This is a genomic window from Scandinavium lactucae, from assembly GCF_033843265.1.
GTDB classification, from domain to species: Bacteria; Pseudomonadota; Gammaproteobacteria; order Enterobacterales; family Enterobacteriaceae; genus Scandinavium; species Scandinavium lactucae.
On the sequence record NZ_JAWXRD010000031.1, the window covers coordinates 63,455 to 82,093 of the forward strand.

The following is an 18,639-nucleotide window of genomic DNA, read 5'->3' on the forward strand; positions in this document are numbered from 1 at the left end:
TTTGCCTTAATCAGATTTGCAGGCCGCGCGCTGCAATCAGCTCGCTGGCCAGTCGGTTAATCACGTTGCCGTGGTCAGTTTCACGCGCTTCCTTCTGGCGCAGGTCAATGAGGTTGACGGCAGTCCCTGTCGGGAAGGCTTCAGCCAGGATGGCTCTGGCCCTACGACCGTCGAGGAGGTCATACAGCTGATCGCGCAAGGCGGCATCTTTCGGGGTTGAGTTGAGCGCCCACAGCTCCTTTGGGCCGAGGGTGTTTTTGAGGATCTGCACGACTCTGCCAGTTTTCAGACGGAAACACGCCAGGAAGTGAGTACCGCTGCCGTCAGGGGAGGCCCCGGAGCCGATATGGCGGAACGTCTGTGCGGTGTGCGCCGGCACGCCAAAATGCTCAGTCAGCAAAGGCAGATCCTCATGGCTGATTTGCATCAGGTAGAGGCTGTTGGCTGACTTCAGAATTTCATGCGGGAAGTGGTTCAGATACTGAGAGCTCAGCACGGTTCGGATGAAGAATTTTCGGTTTTCCAGATCCTGGGTAACCAGTTTATTCATGATAAACGGAATATCTTTGGCGTTGTGCAGCTCGTCGTAAATCTTGGTTTTTACCTCCTGGGCCAGCTGGGTCAGTCGGTCGTGATGGAACGGCTGGTACATTTCTGGCAGTTCGCGCATCAGTTCATTACGGTACTGCGGCAGCTCAAAATGCCCGGCGGCCAGTTGTCCGGCATACAGATACATCAGACCGGTTTTGACCTGACCGGCACGCGTTTTGCCGCCGACCACGTTGTTCAGGTCAATGGCTATTACGCGCGTGTTCGAATTGAGCTCGAAGACGGTGCGACCGGAGATCATTTTGTAGGTACGTAAGGCATCTGACAGGCAGCGGCTGATATAGGAGAGCAGCGTTTCGCCACTGCCTTCGCGGGTAATGGCGCCGTACTGCATCCGAACGTCTTCATCATTGAGGTACACCTGAAGATCGCTCAGCTCCGGCATGGCCTGATAATGTGCCCGCGTGGCAGCGTTGAGTTCCCCGCGGGAAAAGAGCAAGTCCCTGACCTCATACCAGGTGGCTTTTGACCACCAGTCGGTATCGTACTCAAGGCGAATGCCCGTTTTTTCCAGTGCCTCATCAACCCGCGGCTCGAGCGTTTGTGCATAACGCACCGGCGCCAGGCTGGCATTGGTTTCAAAGGCCGTATCAATAACCCGGCTCAGGATCTGCCGGCAGTCCTGCGAATTGGGCGGTGTTCCCGTCTCCGGGTTCACGCACAGTGTTTCGCAGATGCTGAGAAGGTATTCCTTTTCCGGCGTCAGCGGGTATTTCATCCCGAGCTGTACGTCAAACGGGTTCTTACAGTGCTGGCGGCTATTTTCCAGTACCAGACCCTCCACCTCATGCTGACGGGATTTGGATAGTGCATCGCGGATGAGCCTCACCAGACCCTGTGCGGAAAAGCCTTTATCGACATAGGACAGAAACGGCAGGTTGCTCTGGCCGGAGAAAAGAATGGCCTCGCTGAGAGCCCCCAGGGCCACCGATTTGCCGGTGCCGGGTTCACCTGCAACGATTTCCGTAAATTTTGTCTGCAGGTTGCTGGCCAGTTTTACCGGGAAGGGCTTGCCGTCAGGGGTGGCAAACACAATGCTGGCATCGTCAGCCCACGGTGTGGCCGGGCGCTGCAGGGGAAGCAATGCCAGTGCTGCTGACAGGGGCGGGTACATCAGTGACGGAATACTGAGTGCGTTTGCCCCCACCAGTGTTGACGTCCAGGCACGCATCGGATCCCCGAATGTGCCCGTCACTTCACACACCCCCCAGGACTGGAGTCCTTTCTGAAGCAGAGTACGGTTACGCTTTGCTGTTTCTTTATCCCGGGCCCAGGTGCTGGCGCAAATGGTCATCACACAGACCGGTTCACTTTTATCCGTTTCCTCCAGCCATTGAACGGAATTGTAGACCGGCCGCAGCGGTGGCAGCAGGCCTGCCAGTCCCAGAATGGTTCTCTTCCCGCCGAGCGCTTTCACTCCGCCGGGCATCAAATCCATACGGATACGCCAGGGCAGGTTACGGTTGATTTTGTCAAACAGCTGGCTGAACGTTTCCGGTTGCTGGGGACCCAGCGAAAGCGCCAGCGTGGTGTGCCAGTGGTTATCAACGTGAATGAAACTGCCATCGATCACAGGTTCGCTGTTGAATAACTGATAGTGAAGATGAGGCGCCAGCAGCGTTGAATGGTCGTTACCCTTCGGACGTCCATGAGGCCACTTCACATCGCCGGGCAAAAATGGGCGCCAGGACTCTGACGTGCTGTCGCGTTCGATTTCCTCACGTTGCGCCAGTCCAAATTCATGGGCATTCATCAGGCGGATACGGGTACCAAAGTCGCCCTTACCAAACTGATTTTCCAGCATGATAATAAAGGTGTCGTGGCGAATTTTAAGCCCTTCCAGGGCCTGAAATACAGGGTTCTGGCCATAGCGCGCGCCCGGGCTTTTCTTCAGTACAGCTTCACGTCGTTTTTCTTCATCGCGGATCTCCGTGGTAGACAGCGCTTCCCGGGCGGTATACACCACCAGGAAAGCCCGTTCCCGGGCGATGAAGGGCGCCATTTTCTCAATACGCTCATCCAGAATATCTGTCAGGTCGAGACCCATACGCTTCAGACTACGGTACTGGTGAGCCAGCAATTTTTTTAGTTCGGCCTGGGCTTTATCCGGGTCGCATTCGAAAACGAAGCTCAGTTTACGGCCGTGTTCTTTAAACTCACTGGTCAGCAGGGTTGTCAGATGTGCAATGTAATTACTGAACAGTGCCTTATCCCGCCTCTCTTCTTCCGTAATGGCTTTCTGTTCATTGAACGCGCAATAGGTTCCCTCGATTTCAAATACGCTGGCGTAATGGCCTTCCTCAGTGAGGAAAATGTACGGTGAGGCCATGCCCGGGCGACGTTTGCGATCGTCGTCGGTCAGGCCAATCGTGGTGCGCAGGTCACAGTAACGGGTAAAGTCCTGGCCCAGCGCATAGCGCGAGACCCAGGCAATGGCTTCTTCCACGCCTTCCAGCGCGGTGACCAGTGGGTTTTTCATGCGAATAGTCTCTGATAGGGCCGTCAGGACTGACGGCAATACTGGTTGTACAGGGACGCCCAGTCGCCAGGCGGAAGGCTCAGGCTGAACGGTCGGGCAGCAATAATGTCCGGATTGGGGATGAGCGCAATATGGCGCAGCCGTTGTTGCAGGGACTCCCGCAGTGCCGGCGATGACTGCTGCAGCGCCTGGCCAAACTCTCCGGGGTGACTGGTCCCCCAGAAACGCTCTGTTTCGGCCCGGTGCGCGGCCAGCCAGTTGAGGATCATGGTTGCACCGTTCTGTTGGCGCTCATCCCCGTCACGTCGTGCGGCCACCACCGTTCTTATCAGTCGGCTGAGGTCTGCCGGCGCGAGCTCCGGCAGATAAACCATGACGCCGTCATTAGCGCCCAGGCGATTCAGATGACGGCTGCACAGGCATACGCCACAGGCAACGGCCAGGTTATCTTCATGGGTGTTTTCCGGGTTGTTGTCCCGAAATGACAGCAGGTTATTGGGGCTCACGTGTCCGCAGTATTCACAGGCATTGCCGGTGAGTATCGCCGCCCGCCGGCGCTGTTCTGGATCTTGCCCGGCTCGCTCATGCCCCCAGACCTGGGGTTCAATATCAAAGTGCTGGTAACGAATGGCCGTGGTCAGGCGCAAATGAGTCACGTGATGACGGGCCCAGCGCCGACAAGCTTTTGTCAGCGGCTCAGTCAGCGAAGATCCCTCGCTTTGCTCAGGCGTCAGCTGCTGTAACTGTGCTGCCAGAGGTAACAGTGGCAGTAACCAGACATTGCAGTCGTAGCCAGCGTCTGAAGAGATGCCACAGTGATAAAATTCGCTAACAAGCGGAAGAAGCCACTGGCACAGGTCAGCGGCCTCTTGGGCTTTCAGGTTCAGGGACGGGAGCGTGGTGTCGCTGTCGTCCGGCGGACAAGGCTCCAGCTGAACGGGGTAAAGGAAACTGACCGTTTCCGGAAATCGCTTCAAGTTGACCTCCTGAAATGCAGGACCCCGGCGCCAGCGCGCCGGGGCGTGAAATTAACCTACATCAACCGGGTTCAGCTGAATGGTGCTCTGACCTTTCTTGATGAACTGGTCAATGGCAATCATGATGCAGCCGGCACCGATACAGGTCAGGACCCAGCCCCAGCCAATCTGCGGGTTCTTTTTCTTGGCCACCCACAGGACAACGCCAATAATGACCAGCCCAATACCGCCAAACTTCGCCATTTTCAGCAGGCTCTTTCCGGAGCCATCGGCGCCCTCAGCCACGGTATCGAGCATCCCAAAAATGCCGTCATCGGCGTGGGCGGGCAGCGTCAGAGTGCCCAGCAGGGCGACAACCGGTGCCAGAAGGCGTTGACCCAGAGAAGCACAAGCCAGCCAAAGACGAACGGAAACGGACAGTGTGAAATTACGCATTGTTAAAACCTCTTTTGTTTATGGAGTTAATTCCAGCTCAGACCCAGGGTGGTTTGAAGGGCGTTGAGCAGTTGTGGATTGCAGGCCAGCAGAATGCCGCAGATGAGTATCACCATGCCTGCAGAGACATCTTCCCGGGCTGACAGGCCAGTGTGGCCATCAACAAGGGAACGGCGGATCCGGGAAAGACCCATGAAGAAAAACAGCACCCCGACTGCACGCAGCAGGGTAAGAACAGCATCGATGGCGAGCTTGGCCTGCCCCATTGATTCCGGCGCGTAGGCGATGGCATCAAAGGAGACATCACCAAAACTCAGGGTATGGGCGGCTTTGTTCATCATCTGTTGCAGGGCGATGAGCGCCCCGCCGAGACAGACCGACACCAGGGCTTTAAGCCCGCTGGCCGGTTTGCCGTTTCGGGCTCGTTGGGCGACGGAGAACAATGTGAAGATGCAACCGCCAAGGCCGAACATAAAACCCAGTGCCAGTATCAGGCGGATACCGCTTGTCTTGAGACCGTCGGCGACCTGTACCAGGATTTGAATGGCGTCCATCAGCCCCCCTGGCGAATGACGCCCCTGTCTGTTGTGACGGTGCGTGCAGTCGCATTAATGCTGCGAATAGTCATGCCGTTGAGCGTATCGCCGGCCTGTACTGACCAGGTGGATCCGCCATGGGTTATCCAGGCCATACCCGGGTAAATGGTATTGACTCGCCACCCCTGCACCCCAGTGTTTCGTTGGCTGACAGTGGCTGTTCGCGTGTGCGATGTACGGCGTGCTGACGTGGATTTAACGGTCGTGCGCTTTGCCGGCTGGCTGACGGCTTGTGCAGGCGCGGCTGTACCGTTCCCGATGACCTTCAACCGGGCTTCAATCTCCGCCAGGCGCCGTTCTGCATCACTGACCCGTCCATTCAGGGCATTTATGCCTTCCTGGTTCGCTTCACTGACCTGCTGCAATGCCTGCGTATCCACTGTCGGGGCGGCGGGCTGAACAGGCTCTGCGTGTTGAGGCAGTTCGGGTTCCACGGCTGCCGGCGGCCCGGGGTCCGGTGCGGGCGCCTCTTCTTCAACGGGTGCCGTGACCTGAGTATCAGGATGGTCAGGTACAAAGTTGCGCTGTGGGGGGCTATCCGGCCAAAGTGCATAGACGAGAAGGGCGAGCAGTACACCGCCGGCAATCAGCAGCGTACTGAGGTCATGCCCCATAAACTGACGTTTAGCCCCGGGGTTGTCGTCTTTAACTGGCGTCTCGACCGCTTCTTCTTCCGGTTCCGGATGAAGTTCAGGCAAAGGCGAAGCCTCGGGCTCAAGGTCCGTATCGAAATAGGTATCTTTCATGGCGTTTCTCTTCAGGGATGTAAGGCGGGAACCATACGACTGGCGGGCTGCAGACTCATGGCTGCAGGTTCGTCACGGGTCTTGATCGCTTTGTCGCTTTCCTTCACTGCCGTCATGAACAACACGGCGATGCTCTGGCCACGATCGACAAGCACCTGTTTCACCGGCAGCTTTTGCGCATCCTGACTTATCACCTGACCTGCCTGCTGCGCAGCACCGCCGAGAATGGTGCCCGCCACGGCTTTACCGTCAGGCATGCCCACGCGCCCCTCGAGGGTGCCGTATCCGGCACTCAGAATTTGCGTATTGGCGCTGGCATACAGCTGACCACCCAGGCCAAGCCCGTGTGCGAGTGCCGGCAGAAGAATACGCGTCGTGTACCGGTTGTTAACTGACGAGGCCACAGATGACTGAAGCGTATCCGGCATGGCCGCCCAGGCATCGATACGCCAGGTGTTGTTGTTCCAGTCCATATTGGTGAAGTGGATGGACACGCCATCGCCGGCGAGCTGAACGCCATTCGCCGTCAGGGTAGCACCGGCGTAAGGCCCCGCCGGGATGCGGGCCAGCACCTGAGACCCGGTGTTATCAGAGTCAATCGCCGTTTCAATCACACCGCCAGGGCGACTGCCGACGGGGATAAGGATGCGATCCACCGTTGCCGTACCTGAATCTGTCGCATTGCCATTCTGTGAAGCCGGAGAAAGGCTGTCGGTCCACCCGGCGAACGGACTGGCAGCTGCGACCCCCGGCGTGCCGGCGGGCTGGGCTGCTTGTCTTGGAGGTTGTCCGGTGACACTTGCCAGCTGACCTGCCGGAGCGCCGCGTTGAACGGCGAGCTCTTTAAGCAGCGCCTCCAGGGCCTTCTTTCGCTCAGGATCGATAGACTGTGCAGGTGCGGGCTGAGGCGGCGGCAGCGAATTTTCAGCACGCGGTGCCGGTGGCGGTGGAGGAGGTGGCGCCTCCTGCGAAATCGGGGGGACCTGACGGACAGTTCCCGAACCGGCAGAGGCGATAAAACTGGTGTTATTCGCCATTGCCTGCTTAGCACCTTCCGCGTTGTTCTCCCTGAGCAGTGTCTGGTATTGCGGACTTTCCGCTGTGGTTTTACCGGTTCCGCCGACGGTTTTATCCACGCTTATCCGTGTCACTGCTGGTGGCGGGGCGTTAAGCCAGGAGGCTATTAAGAAAATCATGGCAATGGCTGCGAAGCCACCGCCGACGATGATTAAGCCGGTTTTCTTCACGTCCCGGCGGGCGTCTTTTTCAGCAGCCATGTTTACTCCAGAGCTAATGTCATCCAGACCGTTTGACCGGCATGAGAAAAAGCCACTTCCGGGGTCAGTGGCAACTTGTAAAGCCAGGTTCCATCACCAGAGGCCAGGGTCTGTTCGAACTCATCACGCAGCTCGCTGCGCGTGCGAATAAAGAGGTCGTCGCCCATCTGCCAGACCTGCGTATCTGGCACTGCACCCTCCGTTTTCAGACGGTGCGCGTCTTTAGGGGGGACGCCATCGAGGAAGGCCTGCAGTGTGGGATCGTTCAGGCCAATCTTGGATTGTGGTGCCGCCATTTTTTTCGCCTGTGGCCCGCGTTGCGGGATACGCAGATCGAGGCGGGTATCAATGACCCGGGACGTCGTCGCGTTGGTGGCCTCTCCGCTGGTGACATCCACGATAATCGGTACCGCAAGCCCCTTCAGATACACCGTGATATTCCCCCGGTCATACTGCCGTGTGGCCTGAACTGTCATCACGCTGCTGTCCGGGATGTAACTCACCGAAAAGCCCTTATCGTTGGCGTTATAGGGAGGCGCTGCCAGTGGCCAGGGTGCGCCTGTGTTATCCGTAAACATCACTGTGCTGGCCTGATGTGTGGCTGTCCGGAGTACCGGCAGTGATGCGCCCGGGGACAGATTTACCGTCAGTGTAGAGATACGCGGCACGACGTCGGCAGGCTGCCAGGCCCGCCCACGACTGGCATCATCGACGGCCCGGCTGACGTTTTCGATCTCACCCCGGTTGAGTGGGGCGGCCTGACTGATGGCCCAGGATTCGGCTGCTGAGAGGGGCGCAGGCGGCGTCTGGCGTAATGGCGCGGTAATGTCCGTTGCGGGCTCGCTCTGCACCGGCGGAGCCGCCGGAGCAGAGGTTGACGCTGTTTGTGCCGCGGGCGCCGGGGCAGGCGGCATCGCAGTGGTAGGCGTATTGGTGCGGGCATCGGCCCAGTCAGCGGCCAGCACGGAGCTTGCCGACAAGAGCAATATTGCTGTCGTGAGAAGTCGAATTTTCATGAGGTTTCCTGACAAGACTTAGCGGTCATCCCGGGTGACCACGGAGGCCACTTCGATTCCTTCCGGTTTGAGCCTGACGTCGGTTCGCTGGATGCGGATCGTAAAGATGAAGTTCTGAGGCGGCAGGCTGCGGGTCTGGCCATCGAGACTCAGCGTGACGGGGTACTGAACTTCCCAGATGTAGGGTCCGCCCTGGCCTTCCCGGCCACGCCGGTAAATCATCCCTTTACGGGTGACGTTGGCCGACATCAGCAGCTTGTCCGTTTTCACCCTTGAGAAGAGATTGGAGTTTGTCAGCGCGGCGTAGTAGCTCCTGAAGCCGTCCTCGGAGAACTTCTGTTGCTGATCGCTTATCTGGGTTCGATAGTTCTTGAAGTCTATCTGGAAGGCGGCACGTATCATCTTGTCACCAAAATCGATGATGTCATCATCACGATAGACAGGCTCCGACGTGGGGTACACGGCCAGCACACTCCCGTTCAACGTGGCGAAGTATTTCACCGGCGGGTGAGCAACCTGCCAGGCAAGCCAGGCGTTAACCGGAAACTGCACCAGGTTGAAGGATACAGACACCAGGGCCACCGCCAGGCACTTACGGGCAAAGGAAGCATTCAGCATCTTGTCTTTATGAAGCTGCATCGCCTCCATGAAGGGGAGCATGCGTTCAGACTCTGCCCGGGCTTCAGCCGCAGCTGAAGAAGCCTCCCCAGGGGAGGCTGTATGTTGTTTCTTCACTGGGTAATTTCCGTCAGTTCAGTGAGATGAAAGAACGGCCACTGTCAGTGGCCGTCGTGGAGGTCTGTGTGGAGACGGGAATGGTCTTCGTTCCCGTGCTGTAAGACGAAATGCCGATACTGGCGGCATAGTCTCCCCAGGGGTCAATGGTCGGGGGAACGTAGTCACTGATTTTGTCGCGGGCCGCCTGACAAATCTTTTGGCCAATCTGATTCATGACGTCGGCCAGGTTGGGAAACGTCGGGGCGGTAATGGTGGTGGAAATATTTCCCAAACAGTCGGCCAGCGATGATGTGACATTGTCCTGCCGTTGTGACCAGGCATCAGCGGCTTCTTTGGCGCGGTTATAACCCGCTTCACTGCCAGCTTTTGCCGCAGTGCCTGCCCGGCAGGAAGCCGCCTCGGCGGCAGGAAGGCACGCCAGGAACACAAGGGTGGTACAGAGCATTTTACGCATGAGGTCCTCACATGGGTTGCGGTTGATTAGCCGGCTTAGCCTGCGCCCGGGGTGCCTGCTCCGGCTCCGGCGCCGGTGCTTTCGGTGGTGTCCAGGGTTTGTCGAACCCTAGCTTGCTGTGCAGGGCCGGCGGGATCTTTTCCGGGGAGACAAGAGGGACGGCAAATTTTGGCGCGTCCTTCCCATTAAGCTGAAATGCAAAGGTGTCCCGCTGCGCTTCACCATTCTTCATCACGTTGACGGCCGAGCCATGGCCAATCAAGGCGAGTGCGCCAGAATCAGCAACGGTATTCACGGCAAGCCAGGTATTTCCGTTGGCGCCCGTGCAGACCCGGGCCAGTACATGGCGCAGTTCACCCTCATGACGCATCACGCCCTGAAGATAATCACCATGGCCTTTCACCAGGTGCGCCAGCAGTTCGCCTTCAGCGCCTGCCGCATGCATAACCACCGACCCGGCCGCTTTGGATAAGGCAGGGACCACGGCGTTTTCAGGGGGAGACTGTGGCGGCTTTTGTCCTTCTCCGTCCGGGCCGGTATACAGCAGGCCATGGCCGCGCGGGTCCGGTACCGATAAAGACAGGGCTGCTGCCTGAACAACCTGCTGCTGCAGCTGCCAGAACGCATTGCCGTCATACGCCGAAAGTTCTGCCGGCGCGACATTGTGCCGGTCAGCAACCAGCAGGCGGTTATCCTGGGCCGGGGTCATTGACCAGTGGTTGCGGTGTTTCTCCTGGCGCTCATACCCGGTAACGACGCCATCCTTGTCCGTCATGGGAACATTGACGGTCACCGGCTTCTTACCCAGATATTGCAGCTTCACCATATCCCCGTGCGTCTGACCGCTGTCTTTCAGCGCTTGCTCGAGCTCCACACCCCAGTAGGTTTTATTGCCCGTTTTCGTGCGCAGTTGGACGTAAAAGCTCTCTGTATTCGCTTTGTCGAACTGATAGGGTGCCCGCCCGGATTCAAGCAGTTTTCCGGTCAGTCCTGTTCGTAGCGTCTCTTTCTCAAAGACACTCATTTCCGGTGCTGCAGGTTGAGGTACCTTTGGAGGAGCCTGAATGGCGGCGTCATTCCCGCTGGCTGGCAGCGGCGCATCCTGTGCTGCAGGCGATGCATTCGCGGCAGGTGACGGGGTAGCTTCCTGTCCGGGGGTGCTGATAGTGAGGCCATTCTTTGCCGTCGCTTCAGCGGCTCTGGCCTGTAGCAGGGCCTCAAACTGTTCGCGCTGCTGCGGGTTTTTCAGATGCACATCAATGTTCTGATCGGCAATCAGCGTCAGTGTGCGCTCGATGAACTCAGGGCTACCGGTCACTTCCACGGCGCCGCGCTGATTGGCTTTAGCCGAGAGAAGTGCGGCCAGGATCATGCGGTCATTTTCGCTGGCCTGTGGTGAGGCCATGACGATGCGATCGCCGTAGTCGCGGAACGCGTCCTCGCCATCAAGCGCGTATACCCAGGTTCTGTCTTCCTGGCGGCTGGTCAGTCCCTGCAGGAGCTCATCCAGATTTATGCGGGCCACTTCCGGACCTTCAGGGCTGACATCACCCGGCAGGCGGCCAAAAGTGAAGGCGAAGCCATTTTCCGCAACCGGTGTGGCATCGTTTTCTGCTGCCGGCTGCTGCGGCTGTTCTTCCTGCGATGACGCGGTTTTCAATGGCGGCTCTGTGACCTGGGGAATGCTGGCATCGGCAACCAGCTCCTCAGCCATTGCGTCCGGAACAAGCGGGCTGGCCTCCGGTGGCACTTCGGCATTCACTGTGTCTGCCTGTGGCGCACTCTGCTGCTCCGGATTATCCGTCGCATCGTTGATAACGGGCGGTACATCTGGCGCAGTTACTGGCGGTGTTTCCCCGGGGGTGGCATCCGGTATGGCCAGCTCCGGAGATAACACCGGCTCGTCGGATATCTGCAGGGTGGCCTGTTCATCGGGGGCGTGTTCAGCCATTTCCTCGCTACCCGTCAGTGTGGACGCGGGGTCCGGCGTGTTATTCAGAAAGTCATCGAACTGCGGAAATGCTTCCTGAAATTCCGCACCGAAGTCCGGGTAATCCGTGATGTCAGCAAAGGGAACGGCAGGTTCATCCTGCCGGATGTCGTTGTCAGGCATGCTGTGAGTCTCCGTAAGGGTCTGACGCCAGTCGGGAATGAGTTCATCGAGTACGGGTGCCAGCTGTTCGCGAACCGCATCCAGCCCGTTGGCCACGTGAACATCGTTAAAGTCGCTGAAGGCAGCGGTGCCGGCGAACGCCTGCGCGCGTTCGCTTTCTGTGAAGGATGGGATGATGTAAATGCCGTTGATGGCCGCTGCTGCTTCCTGTGCCTTTTTCGCACCTTTATTGTCCTGCTCACCCCGGGTGTTGGTTTTGGTGAAGTCGTCTTCACCGAGGATGATGTGATGGTTATCCGGAAAACGTTCTTTCAAATTCCGTGACACTGTCACCAGGTTGCCGGCATCTACCGTCATTACGACGGGCATTCCTGTCGCCAGATGCAGGCTTGCGGCTGTCGCATAGCCTTCTGCATACAGCACAGGCCGCTGCGGGCTGAGCTCACCCCCCACCACAAAGAAATTGCCCGTTTTCTCAGCGCCTTTCTTCAGGTTCTTGGTGCCGTCAGGCTTGATGTACTGCAGGGTGCGGAGCTCGCCGTCACTGTTTCGCAGAGGAATAACCAGGTTGTAGTATTTATCCAGACGAACACCCTCCGCAGCTGGCACCCCTTTTCGGGCCAGGTACGCGTGCGTCTCGGGTGCCGGGGGCATTTTGCTCCATTGCCGCGCCAGGGTTTTTCCCATTTTGGAAAATTCCAACTGTGACTCGACTTCCCTGTCCCAGCGTTTTTGCGCGGTCAGTGCCCGCTGCTTAATCGCCTCTGCCGGGTCATAGGTGTGTGACCCCGTGGAGGTCCAGTTCACCTTTCCTTCACTTGCCCGGTGATCCTGGTACCAGCCTGCCGGCCGACCATCGAGAAAACCCTGATATACGCCGGAAGTGGCGCCGGGTTTATCGCCCTCAGTGGCCACCCTGTGGCGCTTACCATCCATTTCCGGCAGGCCATTTGCGGGCAGTATGAAGCCCGCATCCTGAAGCACCTGCGCAAACTCTTCTGCCGGCGTCAGGTTGTCGGTGGTGGTCTGGTTCAGGTTCAGGGCCGTATTTTCGGGAAGCCAGGCCTTAACCTTTTCCAGGTCTGCGTCTGGCTTTGCAAACCAGAGTTTTTCAGAACGGTCATACTCGAGGGCGTAATCACCGCTTGCCAGCCGTCCGGCAGCACGTAATGCGTCTTTTTTGCTTTCCGGCGTGATAGTGAGGTAGGTACGTTTTTGCATAATCAGTTCCTGCTTTTATTCAAAGAACCGGCGATACCACCACGGACGTCCGGTCAGCTGCCTGCCACGCAGGAGGCTAATCAGTCGTTGCCAGAGAACGGTGATGGTGAAGCCGAAGAAGGATAGGATCCGAAAGAAAATAATCAGAAGCGTGACCGCCCAGAGTGTGCTGGTCTCAGGCCACTGGAACCACGCGAAGTACAACGCAAACAGGACAACCGGAATGCCTGCGATTTCCAGCCGCCGGCCTGCATCCCGCCATTCACAGATTTTCATAATGCTTCCCTCCGCGTCATTTCACATGGGGTGATGACTGTCAGGAGTTCTTTTCGGTCGATTCTCCCTTCCTGATATAGCCGCCAGGCTTTATCACTCATTCGCGCTTCGCGCTCACTGAGGTGACTATCAATCCAGGTACGCCACTGGGTGTGCTTCAGCAGGCCAAGTGACTCTTTAACCTCATCATCAAATATCAGGTATTCCCTGATCGACTGACGTTTACCGTCCGTGGTTCGAAGCAGGCGCTGGGTAATGACGTACTGCAGGTTACTGAGCAGGTTCCAGGCCATCGCCTCACGCTGGTCCTCAGGGATGAGCATCAGAGCGCGGGGGATAGTCTCCCCGGGGGAGTTGGTGTGCATGGTGGACAGACAGAGGTGCCCGGACTGACCGTTCATGATGGCACCGCTGAGTGTCGCCGGGTCACGAATCTCACCCACCCCAATCACCCCCGGGGCACGGCGCAGCGTCAGACGAAGATGTTCTGCGAATGACGTTACGTCCCTGCCTATCTGTGACTGTTCTGGCATCAGGACAGCGCCCGGGAAGTTCAGCAGAAACTCGATAGGGTCTTCCGCCGTGACTATCTTGCGGTCGGGGTCGTGTAACGCACAGTGCTGATAAACAGACGCCAGAAAGGTGGACTTACCCGACCCGGTTTCTCCCGTTATCAGGCCCAGGCCTTTGTGGGGGAGCAGGACCGAGAGTAAATCCTCTTCCAGCCCCAGAGCGTCGAGTTCCGGGATGACTGTCGGGATCGTTCGCAGGGTCAGGGCCGGCACCATGTCGTAATCACCGATCGTGGCCTGCACAAAGTTGCAGCGAAAGCGCAGGCTTTCGCCGCGCGCCAGCCCGTAGCGGTTGTACATATCACCGGTCAGTTGCAGTGCCCGGTCAACGCCTTTACCGGCCTTCAGGTCGCCTTTGATTTGCTCCGAGAACACATCATCCATCAGTCTCGCCAGCTGTGGCGGCTCGATACGAAACTCACTGGCGCGAAGTTTACGACCGTGCAAATCCACGACGAGCGGACCGCCTCCCTGCATGAAAATGTCGGAGACGCTGTGACGGGCGCAGTGAACCAGAAATGCCCGGAGGCTGTCGGCATGCAGACCGCCGTGCTCATGAAAACTGAATGCGGGGAACGTCATTGCGCCCCCTTACGGATAACAGGCTTCCATTTGTTTTTGTCCACCACGAATCCGGCAGGATCCTGAATGCGTTTGACCTTGTCGCCAATCATCAGCTCATCACGGCTTCCGGTGACACTCTGCTGTGTTTCCTTCACATCAGGCGCCTGGATGATGCCCTGCTGCAGTAATGTGGAGTAGCGCAGCATGCCAGTGTAATCACGGGTCAGACGGTTAAAATTCGACTCCAGTGTCCTGTCAGCACTTTGACGGCCATCTTCCCAGCCCTTGCGAACAGCGGCTTCCCAGACGGCTTTTTCTTTGCTGTTTTTTGGCCGCACGCTGGCGTCCGGTGCATCGATGCGTTTGTTGGCCAGACCGGGCAGAAGCCAGGTACGCCAGCCAGGGGGATTACTGACGAAACGGGCCGGGACCAGAATGTTGTACGTCCGGTACGCCGTGCGGATCTGGTCAGATGTGACGTGAGCCAGGTCGGCGGAGGTGGCAATGACCGGCGGCAGGTATCCCTGCCGGCTAATGAGGGGGCGGAAGTCGTACATCGCGTTGAGGGTGCTGTCCCGTTCCGTCAGTATCTGGCGTAACTCCCATGCACGCTGGGCTTTCCCTCCCTGAAAGCCGACGGTCTGGCCAGCATCATTGAGCATCTGCCAGACCGTATCACTCAGGCCGTTGTAGTCATTCGCGGCCGGGTTCAGGTAATCCTGAATGCTGCCGGGTGGCGCATCGTCTGCGAGCGCCGGCAGGGTGCTGAATAACAGCAGACCGGCAAGTAACGATCGTTTCATGCAAGGCGACCTCCCTTATCGGGTAAAGCGAAATACAGCTGAAGTTCCAGCGGTTGTTGCTTCAGGGTTGCGCGCCAGCCAATCTGCGTTTCCAGCTGGCGGAGCAGGTTTTCGAAGGTGATGTTGCTGACGTGAACACTGACGGGCAAAGGCAGGCGAACGCCGGTGTAGGCGAAGTTCAGGCCTCGCTGTCGGGCCAGTTGGGCCAGCAGTTCAATGGCATCACCTTCCCAGTCCAGAGACAGCCTGTCGCTGTTGGCGGTGAACGAGGCTGCAAGATGGCCAGGTGTCTGGTTTAGCGCGCCGTCCTGATAAAGTTGTTGTTGTGTATTGCGCAGCTGTGAGGCATCAGCGGATACCTGCTGCACGGTAACGGATGTGACTGGCGTACGCTGCGGCTGACAACCGGACAGCAGAACGCATGCCAGCGCGGCAAGAGGAATAATCTTCATGTGGAAATTCCTGAATTAACACGGCATCGAATGAGCGTAGCCATGTGCAATAGGGGATAAAAAGATTGAGCTAAACGATGGGGATGAAAATTTAAAGCTTGAGAAAAAGACGTAAGACGTTTTTACACTACTTATGAAACGCCAATTGCCCGCCACTCGACGTCTTGTTTTGCTGTAAACCCTTTGTTTTTCACACAGATCTGAAACTGACTTGCATTAAGCTTCGTTGCATAAGCGCTCGAAATTTCACCGCCGCTTGTATTCTTGTTGTTGACGATACTCACGTTGATTGCGAATACCGTCCGCATAGGCCGGGGATAGTTTACGACCACACACGAATCATCGGGTATTTTGTAGGCGGTGCCAAATTCTTCCAAATGTGATCCATAATCGATGATTCCTTCACTGATGTTCACTGTAGAACCTGATGATTTCCAGACACCGGATTGACAAGAAAGTATCCCACCAGATGAATCGCGGCCTACCAGCCCGTTGGGGGAACATGAAGCCCCAGTTGAAGCCACGCCATTAATTTGAACAAATTCATTGGTGGTCATGCGGCCATTTGACTGCACTGAACCTGCCTGAACCTGACCGGTTGTGAAAATGCCTTTCCCATTAAGGGACTTTATCCAGTTGTTGTCATCCATATAAAGACCACCACCGTGGTCTTCGTTCAACCAGCCCTTGCTGCCTTTCGTAATGAGCCAGCCGCTCTGACTTCGGACGTCACCTTTTGACGTTACGGCTCCCGCTGTCACGGTCCCGCTGAAGGTGCCCGTTTGAGCATTCACGGCTTTGGCGCTGTTAATGTTATTGCCGTTCATATCGATATTGGTATGCATGCGGTTCAGGTCGGGACGGCCATTCACGGCAAAACGATACAAACGATCGCTTTCTTCAGCACCACCGGCTAACGCATCTGAGGTCAGATACGTCACCAGGTGGCCCGTCTGACCGCTGAGTCCCATGCTGGCCAGGTTGACCTGCCATCCCCCGCTGGCGCCGCTGGCCACATTGGCCGGGTATATATATCCTCCCAGACCTGAAGTGTTCTGGGCGATGTAACGCTGGGCTTTGAAGGGCAGCTCCTGGCCGCCAGCTGTCAGGACAAAGGCGACCAGCTTGTCGGTCTGCGTAGGATTACGAGTGACGGCAAGAATATAGGTCTGAGTGCTGTTATTGGACAGTGCAAACCCGGCGGGCAGATAGCCCTTATCGCGTAACGTCTGACCCGTTACCGTCACTTTCCCGCCCCCTTTTACCTGATTCAGCAGGGTGTCGTAGTTATCCTGAATATACAGACGGGCACCCTGGTTTACCGTGCCGAGATGCGTGGCCGTGACAGCCCAGCTCTGTTCGTTAATAAAGTTCGCATATCGCTCCATACCGATAGGTGCCGCCAGCAAAACAATGGTTAGCACAATGGCCACGGAAATCAGTGATATCCCCCGGTTGATGCGGGGTCTGGCTTTTTTCTTTGTCATAATGCACCCGATAGTGTCGGTTGAGAGAAGTTCCCGGCAAGGATCGCCAGCAGGGCGAATAACCAGGGGGCGTAAGGTTGAGCTATTTTTCTGGTCAGCAGGGCTGTTAACACCAGTAACAGAAACGCCCATCCGCTCAGCAGGCAGGCCTGTTGCCAGGGAAACCAGGCACAAAGGGCGGCGATCAGATGCACATCTCCGCGGCCAATACCTTCCTCTTTCCGTATGTGCCAGACGGCACCATGGAAGAAGCTGAGGGCAATAAACATGGCCCCGCTACCGACGAGGGCTTCTGTCAGCGAGAGTGGACTTGCTGGCATGAGGGTTAACAGCAGACCTGTCAGCCAGAATCCCGTGGTAAAGCGGAACGGTAGCCAGCAATTGCGCATATCCAGTAACACCATGGGAATACCCCAGGCGAGCAGCACAATGTATCGGCCGGCATCGTGCCAGCTAATGTGCTGACACAGGGCGGCGTAAGTCAGCATCATTCCCGTCACGCTAAATACGAGGGCGACACCGATACTCTGCAGGCGCACCAGGCTGGGACCACCATTTGCCAGCAAAAACTCCCGCGCCTGACCGACGAGCTGCCAGGCAGCCAGAGTCAGTATCAGAGCGGACACGGTCAGAAGTAAGGTATCCGGATACATAGACATCAGGAACCTCCTCCCCGGGATGCCATGTAAGTCGCGTAGATTTTTCGCGCGTAAATCATCCGGCGTGGTGAGTTGTTTTTAGCAAAACCGGCGTTGTAAGAACCGAGGCATTCCCAATTCACTCCGCATTGTTGCAGGTGCTTTGCCAGGATCCAGGCACCAATCTGCACGTTGAGACAGGGGTTATCCAGCAACTCCTGTTCGTTTTTCAGGACCCCCATCGCGCGCAACTGGGGGATTTGACGTTCGTTGATTTGCATCAGCCCGAAGTCGCGGCTGAGTAGCTTTTTCCCGTCCATATTCTTCCCGATAGCTCCGGGATTCATACTGCTTTCCACCCGGGCGATAGCCCGAAGAAGCAAGGGGTCAACCCGGTACCGGGCGCCAGCCTCATTAAAACAGAACGCTTCTGCGCTAACGGATGCCAGCATGGCGCCGGCGACCGTCAGGCTGAGCAGGACGAGTTGAAAGGAAAACCGCATAAGAATGCACTCCAGAAAAATGCCGGTAACTGTGTGCTACCGGCAGGACGGGCATCAGGTATTGCTGGTGAAGATGAGGGTATTTTGTCCGACGGAGCCATTATCGGCAGTACATTGGGCGCCAATTGCATTCGCCGCGACTGGCCCATTGTTAGTCGTGCCGTTCACCTGCGTTGTCACGACGTTCGGTGCTGCACTCATCTTGGTGGCCAGTGTCACGCAGGCTTCCTGTGGGACCGCGGCGTAGGTCAGCGAGAAGGTAGACTTTTGTCCTCCTGAGGTGGCGACGGGGAGTAAAGTGACCGCACCGCCCCACAGATTCTGTAACTTCGCCGTGCCGGATGATTTTGTTCCGACGACCGTCATGTTGGCAGGCGCACCGCCGAACTGGATCAGCGCTCCGGTCATCGTATCTGCGCCCGAAAAGTTATAAATGCCGGAGGTTTTGAGCATCGAACGGGCATTGCTCATCAGTTCGGCTGAATTACTAAATTCCGTGCTGGCGTCGTTACGGTTAAAGAGGCCGCCCCCTTGTGTCATGGCAATGGCCAGGACAACCAGGGCAATAACAATATAAATCGCTGCTTCCAGCAGGGTGATGGCCCCGCGATGCACAGCCGAACGGGATGGAGTTCGTAGAAGTTCCATACTATTTCCTTTAGGTTTTGAGTAAAACGGGTTGC

General features: G+C 57.2%; 18 protein-coding genes. All 18 read right to left on the minus strand.

Annotated elements, in window-relative coordinates; translation table 11 throughout:
• Window positions 1-10: 10 nt before the first annotated feature.
• The 18 genes from SIK69_RS13740 to SIK69_RS13825 all read right to left on the minus strand — a co-directional run bounded on the left by SIK69_RS13740 (window position 11) and on the right by SIK69_RS13825 (window position 18,604).
• Window positions 11-3,088 (minus strand): putative type IV secretion/conjugal transfer ATPase, encoded by a 3,078-nt coding sequence (locus SIK69_RS13740; protein WP_319786335.1) that lies wholly within the window; start codon window positions 3,086-3,088, stop codon window positions 11-13.
• 23 nt (window positions 3,089-3,111) lie between these two features.
• A complete protein-coding gene (locus SIK69_RS13745) occupies window positions 3,112-4,065 on the minus strand; it encodes a hypothetical protein (RefSeq protein ID WP_319786336.1) in 954 nt (317 codons plus the stop codon).
• Window positions 4,066-4,116: 51 nt separating this feature from the next.
• On the minus strand, window positions 4,117-4,500 hold the full coding sequence (locus tag SIK69_RS13750; protein ID WP_319786337.1) for a DUF6750 family protein: 384 nt from the start codon (window positions 4,498-4,500) through the stop codon (window positions 4,117-4,119).
• A gap of 26 nt (window positions 4,501-4,526) precedes the next feature.
• On the minus strand, window positions 4,527-5,054 hold the full coding sequence (traQ, locus tag SIK69_RS13755) for a conjugal transfer protein TraQ (protein ID WP_159466329.1): 528 nt from the start codon (window positions 5,052-5,054) through the stop codon (window positions 4,527-4,529).
• A complete protein-coding gene (locus SIK69_RS13760) occupies window positions 5,054-5,842 on the minus strand; it encodes a hypothetical protein (RefSeq protein ID WP_159466328.1) in 789 nt (262 codons plus the stop codon). The genes traQ and SIK69_RS13760 overlap by 1 nt, the downstream gene beginning before the upstream one ends.
• An 11-nt stretch (window positions 5,843-5,853) precedes the next feature.
• Entirely contained in the window at window positions 5,854-7,119 is a 1,266-nt protein-coding gene (gene traO, locus SIK69_RS13765; RefSeq protein WP_319786338.1) for a conjugal transfer protein TraO, read from the minus strand.
• A 2-nt stretch (window positions 7,120-7,121) separates the two neighbouring features.
• The gene (locus SIK69_RS13770; RefSeq protein WP_319786339.1) at window positions 7,122-8,135 is read right to left on the minus strand and encodes a DotH/IcmK family type IV secretion protein; all 1,014 of its coding nucleotides are present in this window, start codon (window positions 8,133-8,135) and stop codon (window positions 7,122-7,124) included.
• Window positions 8,136-8,153: 18 nt separating this feature from the next.
• On the minus strand, window positions 8,154-8,870 hold the full coding sequence (locus tag SIK69_RS13775) for a DotI/IcmL/TraM family protein (RefSeq protein WP_319786340.1): 717 nt from the start codon (window positions 8,868-8,870) through the stop codon (window positions 8,154-8,156).
• A gap of 13 nt (window positions 8,871-8,883) precedes the next feature.
• Window positions 8,884-9,327 (minus strand): hypothetical protein, encoded by a 444-nt coding sequence (locus SIK69_RS13780; protein ID WP_319786341.1) that lies wholly within the window; start codon window positions 9,325-9,327, stop codon window positions 8,884-8,886.
• A gap of 7 nt (window positions 9,328-9,334) precedes the next feature.
• Entirely contained in the window at window positions 9,335-12,661 is a 3,327-nt protein-coding gene (locus tag SIK69_RS13785) for an LPD7 domain-containing protein (RefSeq protein ID WP_319786342.1), read from the minus strand.
• A gap of 15 nt (window positions 12,662-12,676) precedes the next feature.
• The gene (icmT, locus tag SIK69_RS13790) at window positions 12,677-12,937 is read right to left on the minus strand and encodes an IcmT/TraK family protein (protein WP_159466324.1); all 261 of its coding nucleotides are present in this window, start codon (window positions 12,935-12,937) and stop codon (window positions 12,677-12,679) included.
• Window positions 12,934-14,091: a plasmid transfer ATPase TraJ gene (gene traJ, locus SIK69_RS13795; RefSeq protein WP_319786344.1), complete on the minus strand. Its 1,158-nt coding sequence runs from the start codon at window positions 14,089-14,091 to the stop codon at window positions 12,934-12,936. The genes icmT and traJ overlap by 4 nt, the downstream gene beginning before the upstream one ends.
• Window positions 14,088-14,876 (minus strand): type IV secretory system conjugative DNA transfer family protein, encoded by a 789-nt coding sequence (locus tag SIK69_RS13800; protein WP_319786345.1) that lies wholly within the window; start codon window positions 14,874-14,876, stop codon window positions 14,088-14,090. The genes traJ and SIK69_RS13800 overlap by 4 nt, the downstream gene beginning before the upstream one ends.
• The gene (locus SIK69_RS13805) at window positions 14,873-15,328 is read right to left on the minus strand and encodes a DotD/TraH family lipoprotein (protein ID WP_319786346.1); all 456 of its coding nucleotides are present in this window, start codon (window positions 15,326-15,328) and stop codon (window positions 14,873-14,875) included. The genes SIK69_RS13800 and SIK69_RS13805 overlap by 4 nt, the downstream gene beginning before the upstream one ends.
• 131 nt (window positions 15,329-15,459) lie before the next feature.
• Window positions 15,460-16,815, minus strand: coding sequence for a shufflon system plasmid conjugative transfer pilus tip adhesin PilV (pilV, locus tag SIK69_RS13810; RefSeq protein WP_319786347.1), 1,356 nt, complete (start codon window positions 16,813-16,815; stop codon window positions 15,460-15,462).
• Window positions 16,812-17,474 (minus strand): prepilin peptidase, encoded by a 663-nt coding sequence (locus SIK69_RS13815; protein WP_319786348.1) that lies wholly within the window; start codon window positions 17,472-17,474, stop codon window positions 16,812-16,814. Before SIK69_RS13815 ends, pilV begins: the two co-directional genes overlap by 4 nt.
• Window positions 17,474-17,956, minus strand: coding sequence for a lytic transglycosylase domain-containing protein (locus SIK69_RS13820; RefSeq protein ID WP_319786349.1), 483 nt, complete (start codon window positions 17,954-17,956; stop codon window positions 17,474-17,476). Before SIK69_RS13820 ends, SIK69_RS13815 begins: the two co-directional genes overlap by 1 nt.
• A 54-nt stretch (window positions 17,957-18,010) precedes the next feature.
• Complete coding sequence (locus SIK69_RS13825; protein ID WP_319786350.1) at window positions 18,011-18,604, minus strand: type 4 pilus major pilin; 594 nt, start codon at window positions 18,602-18,604, stop codon at window positions 18,011-18,013.
• Window positions 18,605-18,639 lie beyond the last annotated feature (35 nt).